We start from the raw sequence: 329 nt of genomic DNA on the forward strand, positions 1-329 counted from the left end.
TCGCCGGCGTTGAGCGTGCTGTTGAGCACGCCGGTGGCGCCACTGATCGCAATGCTCGCAACGCTGGGCGCGGTCTCATCGACGAGGTCGTTGATGGCCAGCGTCACCGCCTGCTCGCTGGCATTGCCCGCCGCATCGGTGGCCACCACGGTGAAGCTGTAGCTGCTCTTGGTCTCGTAGTCGGGGTTGCCCGTCAGGCTCACCGCGCCGGTGCTGGCGTTGATGCTGAAGGCCGCATGGTCGCCCGCCGCCTTCAGGCTGTAGCTGGTGCTGCCCGTGGCGATGTCGCCTGCGTCGGTGCTGCTGGCCGTGTAGACCACCTGGCCCGC

General features: G+C 68.4%; 1 protein-coding gene. It reads right to left on the minus strand.

Translation table 11 applies throughout. The features are described 5' to 3' along the window. Positions 1 to 329 (minus strand): cadherin repeat domain-containing protein (locus PO768_RS29165; protein ID WP_272648849.1); only part of this gene is annotated, 329 nt, incomplete at both ends.

The sequence above is a fragment of the Paucibacter sp. XJ19-41 genome (genome assembly GCF_028462495.1).
In the GTDB taxonomy this organism is placed as follows: Bacteria; Pseudomonadota; Gammaproteobacteria; order Burkholderiales; family Burkholderiaceae_C; genus Roseateles_E.